This window comes from Bacillus cereus group sp. BfR-BA-01408 (assembly GCF_022663305.1).
Taxonomy (GTDB): Bacteria; Bacillota; Bacilli; order Bacillales; family Bacillaceae_G; genus Bacillus_A; species Bacillus_A pacificus.
Genome location: NZ_JAKUFF010000133.1, coordinates 1 through 5881 on the forward strand (window position 1 = coordinate 1; position 5881 = coordinate 5881).

Below are 5881 nucleotides of genomic sequence, written 5' to 3' on the forward strand. Positions count from 1 at the left end.
CAAATATATCAGCGCAACTCCATTTATATCAGCGATTTTTCGAATATATCGACTTACCGACAAATACCGACATTCGTAGCAAGGTAAATATAAGAAAAAGCTGCCCCCAAATATACCTTCGGGAACAGCTCTCTCCTTTACTACATAAATCCTAACGCATATACAAGAACATATCCAAGCACCGATAAGCAAACCGAGCCAATTAGCCCTGCCACGAATGCTTTGCTTCCTAACTTACGGAACGTTTTAAACTCTACATTTAAACCAAGCCCCGCCATCGCCATTGCGATAAGCATATAAGCGATGACTACAATATATCCCGCAACAACTTCTGGAATAATCCCGAGCGAATGCACTGCACTCATCGCTAAAAATCCGAAAATGAACCACGGAATTGGAAGGTCGCGCCATGATCTCTTTTCTTTGCTACCTTCACTCTTACCAAACCATAATCCAATTAAAATCGCTACTGGTACAAGCATTGCAACGCGCGTTAATTTCACGATAACTGCGATGTCTACAGCCGTGCTTCCTCCTGGCGCCGCAGCTGCGATGACATGAGCAATTTCATGCAGCGTCGCCCCTGAGAATACACCATAACCATACGGAGATAGGCCAAGCACTGGATATAACAACGTATAAATAAGCGTAAATATCGTACCTAAAATTGCAATGATTGCAGCCCCAACTGCCGTTTCATCATCTTTTGCTTTCACTTGCGGCGCAATTGCCACGACCGCTGCCGCGCCGCAAATTGCTGTCCCGCATGCTGTTAAAATCCCAAGTTTCTTTTCTACCTTAAATACTTTCGTTAGTCCATATACAACGAAAATCGTAAATGTAATAACAACCGCAGCGATAACCAATACTTTCGGTCCCGCCTTCGCAATATCAACAAGATTTAATCGCATTCCAAGTAAGATGATCCCGAAGCGAAGTAATTTCTTACTCGCGAAATTCGTTCCTGCAATCGCATCATGAGGAACTCCAATTGCCGCACGCCAAACCATCCCAATTAGAATAGCAATTACTAATTGTCCCATAATATTTAAAAATGGAAGCTCCGCTAAATATTTCGCCACAATTGCGATTAATAATGTAATCCCAATCCCTTGCGAAAATCCAAAACGCTTCTTCTTTTGTATAACAAGTGTTTGTTCCACTTTGAACCACTCCAATAATCGTATTGGAACATGCATGTTCTTTCTACTTACATTATAAGAGAGTTTCTATAATAAGTTTAATACCAATACCAAATCTCTATCATCAGAAATACTTATGATAAGATGATAGAAAAAGAAAGGAGCAGATGATATGAACGTAGACATTTTAAAAATTTTTGTTACGGTTGTTGAACAGAAACACTTCTCTCGTGCAGCAGAATTATTAAACCTTTCACAGCCTGGCGTAAGTATGCACATTCGCAACTTAGAAAACGAATTTGGGACTACACTCATTCAACGATCCCCGAAGCACGTTCAAGTGACCGAGGCCGGAAACATATTATATATACACGCAAAGCAAATGCTCTCTCTTTACGAAGATGCTAAACAAGAAATTAACGAGCTACATAACGTTGTAACAGGAACGCTTCGCATCGGTGCTAGTTTTACAATTGGCGAATACTTACTCCCGAAAATATTAGCTAATTATGCCAATGAAAATCCACGCGTCGAAGTCCATACTTTTATCTCAAATACAGAAGACGTCTTGCAAAGTCTTCGATCTAATCAAATTGATATCGGCTTAGTGGAAGGGCAAGTCGTATACGCCGACGTTGACGTTGAAACATTTATGCAAGATGAAATGAAACTCGTCGTCCCGCCAAATCATCCACTGCTCGACACAAAGGAAGTGAATGAAAGGACACTCCAAGATCAAGTGTGGGTATTAAGAGAAAGTGGTTCCGGAACACGTGCTTATAGCGATCGCTTTATTCATCAACACCATTTAAAAATGAAACGATTCTTTACCTTTAGTAGTATCCAAAGCGTAAAGGAAGCTGTCGCTGCCGGGCTTGGCATCGCTATACTTTCTGATTGGACTGTACGGAAAGAGCTACTGGCAAAAGAACTATTCCACGTCGAAATTCCAAATGAACAACTCATCCGTCCATTCTCCATCGTGCGCGGCAAATATTTTATTCCGTCTAAAGCTATTCAAGTGTTTTTAAATCATGTAGATTACTTTGCGAAAAAACAGAGTTGACCTTCACATTAGTGTGAAGGTTTACAATACATGTAAAAGGAGTGAAACGCATTGCGAATCGGGGAGTTATCAAAAGAAACTGGCGTTAGCGAAAGATCACTAAGACATTACGAAGAAAAGGGATTACTCCCTTCGAAGCGCCTCGCAAATGGCTATCGTGATTTTGACGAAAGTGCCATCGAAAAAGTGGAGCTTATTCAAATGTACTTACAAATTGGCTTAAATTTAGAAGAGACGGCAAGGATGCTGCGCTGCCTTGAAATTGAACCGCACTTATACGACAATCCGTGCAGCAGCATCCTTACGCTTTATGAAGATAAACTTAATGAAGTAACAAAGCAAATTTCATTGCTTTCCAATATTCAAACGAATTTGCAAAAACACGTTTCACTCCTAAAAAAAGCAAAAGAAAAGGAATGATTACATGTTTGTTATACACGGCAGTTCAAGACAAAATGGAAATACGGAAGCTTTAACACATATGATGATTGCTGGAATTGAAACAGAACAAATTTATTTACGTGATCACACAGTTTATCCTATTACAGATCAGCGTCATGATGCAGGAGGATTCCAACCTGTAGATGATGACTACGAGCAGTTAACGAAGCGCATGTTAGAGCACAACACAATTATCTTTGCTACACCATTATATTGGTACGGGATGAGTGGTCATATGAAAAACTTCATCGATCGCTGGTCACAAAGCTTGCGTGATACATCCCTTCATTTCAAAGAAAAAATGAAAGGCAAAAAAATGTACGTTGTTATCGTTGGCGGCGATAATCCGAAACTAAAAGCATTACCGCTTATCTCCCAGTTCCAATACATCTTTGATTTTGTTGGTTCATCATTTGAAGGTTATATTATTGGGGATGCGAATGGATTAAATGAAATTCAAAATGATGCTGAGGCGCTAGCGAAAGCACAAATTTATAATAACGAATTCAAAAATCACAAGCTGAAATAAGTTTGACAAACTATTTAGACTTAGCAACACAAGAAGAATTAGAAAGCATGTTACAAGAATATCCTGGCACTATACTTTTTATTAGCCATGACCGTGCCTTTATTCGCTCTGTGGCAGACCATATTCTACAAGTAGACGAGAGTGAACCTAGAGTATTCCACGGTAATTACGAGCAATACACCAAGAGAACAACCGAGGATTCTGTAAACGTTACCGAACAAGAATTGTTACGATTACAAACAAAATTAACAGAAATCATCGGCCGAATTTCCATACCAAATCATCACGATGACATTAAATCTCTCGAACAAGAATACGAAACATTATTAATTGAAATCCGGAAATGTAAAGGAGCACTCTAATGTCTTCCCTATATATCGACGGGACCTTCCGCATTTCCCAAGAAATATTGAATCTTCGACATAGCATACAAAAAGCCGTGCATCAGCACGGCTTTTTACTTCAGATACGGACAGCAGTCCCGCTGACCGCAACCATTAGCATCCCTTCGCGAACCACTTCATAATCCACGTCGATACCAACAATTGCATTCGCATTTTTTTGTCTTGCGAAAGTTTTCATTTCTTCCATTGCGATGTCGCGCGCTTCTTTTAATTTACTTTCATAAGCGCCAGCACGACCACCGACAACGTCACGGACAGAGGCGAAGAGGTCACGAACGATATTCGCACCCATAATCGCTTCTCCATTGACGATATCGATATACTCAATAATTTCTTTTCCTTGAATTGTAGACGTTGTTGTTACAATCATACTTTATTACCTCCCATATGAGATTTTTACGTACTTATAGTGCACTAATTCAGCACAAATTATATTTACGAACTAAACTGCGCTTCGTATAACCTACTGTATCCCCCGCCTTGCTCAATTAATTCATCATGTGAACCTTGTTCTGCAATCCCATCTTTATTTACAACGACGATGCGATCTGCATTTTTAATCGTTGCAAGTCTGTGAGCGATAACTAACGTTGTACGACCGACAGATAGTTCAGCAAGTGATTTTTGAATCGCAAGTTCCGTCTCTGTGTCTAATGCGGAAGTCGCTTCATCTAATATTAAAATTGGCGGGTTTTTCAAGAACATACGAGCAATTGCTAGACGTTGTTTCTGTCCGCCTGAAAGTTTCACACCGCGCTCACCAATAACGGTATCTAAACCGTCTCGTTGTGAGTAAATTAAGTCTTCTAATTGCGCACTTTTTACTGCCTGCCAAATTTCAGCTTCTGACGCCTTTAAATTTCCGTAAGCAATATTTTCACGAATCGTTCCAGAGAATAGGAACACGTCTTGCTGCACAATTCCAATTTGCTTACGAAGTGAAGATAACGTCATGTCTTTCGTATCAATACCATCAATTTGAATGGATCCAGATGATTGCTCATAAAAACGTGGTAATAAGCTACATAACGTCGTTTTTCCAGCTCCAGATGGTCCAACAAAAGCAACTGTTTCACCTGCATGTATTTTCAAACTAATATCATTTAAAATCGGTTCTTTATTTTCATATCCGAACGTAATGTTGTTATATTGAATATCGCCATGTACATGTTTCACTTCCATTGCATCTTTAGAGTCTACAATATCAGGCTCTGTTTCAAGAAGCTCTACATACCTTTTAAAACCGGCAATCCCTTTCGGATAGCTTTCGATTACCGCATTAATTTTTTCAATTGGACGGAAGAAAATATTCGTTAATAGAACGAATCCGATAAATCCACCGTACGTTAATTCTCCTTGCAGAACAAACCATGTACCGCATATTAAGACGAAGAGCGTTACGAGACGCATAAGCATATAACTAATTGACGAATTTAGCGCCATAATTTTATACGCCATTAATTTCGTTGTACGGAAACGAGCGTTGTTCACAGCAAATTGCTCTTTCTCAAACTTTTCATTCCCGAATGCTTGTACAACGCGAATACCACCAACGTTATTCTCAATACATGCATTGAAATCAGCAACGTCTGAGAATAAACGTCTAAATGTACCTGTCATTTTTTTATTGAAGTACAGCGCTAACCATAATAAGAATGGAATAACGAAGAATGTTAATAGCGCTAACTTCCAGTTGATCATCATCATAAATGAGAATGCCCCAACTAAAGTCATTACAGCGATAAATAAATCTTCTGGCCCATGGTGAGCAATTTCCCCAATTTCCATTAAATCGTTCGTAAGACGTGAAATTAAATGACCTGTTTTATTATTGTCAAAAAATCTGAATGATAGCTTTTGAATATGATCAAATAATTTCTGCCTCATATCTGTTTCAATGTTAACACCAAGCATATGTCCCCAATATGTAACGACATATTGTAAGCCTGCATTCAACATATACACTGCAAGTAAACCGAAACAAGCCCATAAAATAAGCGTCCAGTTTTGCCCTGGCAATAACTTATCAATAAATTGATTTACGATAAGCGGGAAGCCAAGTTCTAGTAATCCTGCGACGACTGCACAAGAAAAGTCGAGTATAAATAAACCTTTATACGGTTTATAGTAAGAAAAAAATTTACGTAGCATATCTTCCCTCCATTTTCTAAAATTAAAAAGACTCTCTAAATGATAACCATTATCAAATAATTATTCAAGTGATTCGACTATGAAACTAAAATGAGGTTTGCGATAGTTGTCGTTTTTTGCCGGAAAGTCGATATATTTGAATAATCGC

At 38.8% G+C, this 5881-nt stretch carries 7 protein-coding genes; 4 read left to right on the forward strand and 3 right to left on the reverse strand.

Going from position 1 to position 5881, the window contains the following annotated elements; translation table 11 throughout:
* Positions 1-140: 140 nt before the first annotated feature.
* Positions 141-1163 carry a YeiH family protein gene (locus MR083_RS25865; protein WP_242270059.1) on the reverse strand — a complete coding sequence of 341 codons (1023 nt, stop codon included), beginning with the start codon at positions 1161-1163 and terminating at the stop codon, positions 141-143.
* Positions 1164-1314: 151 nt separating this feature from the next.
* Between MR083_RS25865 and MR083_RS25870 the strand changes: the two genes are divergently transcribed.
* The 4 genes from MR083_RS25870 to MR083_RS25885 are packed head-to-tail and all read left to right on the forward strand — an operon-like array spanning position 1315 to position 3540.
* Positions 1315-2208, forward strand: a complete 894-nt coding sequence (locus MR083_RS25870; protein WP_001100003.1) for a LysR family transcriptional regulator — start codon at positions 1315-1317, stop codon at positions 2206-2208.
* 51 nt (positions 2209-2259) lie between these two features.
* Positions 2260-2628, forward strand: coding sequence for a MerR family transcriptional regulator (locus MR083_RS25875; RefSeq protein WP_001219200.1), 369 nt, complete (start codon positions 2260-2262; stop codon positions 2626-2628).
* A gap of 4 nt (positions 2629-2632) precedes the next feature.
* Positions 2633-3178: a flavodoxin family protein gene (locus MR083_RS25880; protein ID WP_000497596.1), complete on the forward strand. Its 546-nt coding sequence runs from the start codon at positions 2633-2635 to the stop codon at positions 3176-3178.
* Positions 3179-3180: 2 nt separating this feature from the next.
* Positions 3181-3540, forward strand: a complete 360-nt coding sequence (locus tag MR083_RS25885; protein ID WP_011040835.1) for a macrolide transporter — start codon at positions 3181-3183, stop codon at positions 3538-3540.
* Positions 3541-3640: 100 nt separating this feature from the next.
* Here MR083_RS25885 and MR083_RS25890 read toward each other — a convergent pair whose 3' ends face one another.
* Entirely contained in the window at positions 3641-3952 is a 312-nt protein-coding gene (locus tag MR083_RS25890; RefSeq protein ID WP_000637523.1) for a heavy metal-binding domain-containing protein, read from the reverse strand.
* Positions 3953-4017: 65 nt separating this feature from the next.
* Complete coding sequence (locus MR083_RS25895; RefSeq protein ID WP_000944623.1) at positions 4018-5733, reverse strand: ABC transporter ATP-binding protein; 1716 nt, start codon at positions 5731-5733, stop codon at positions 4018-4020.
* Positions 5734-5881: the final 148 nt, after the last annotated feature.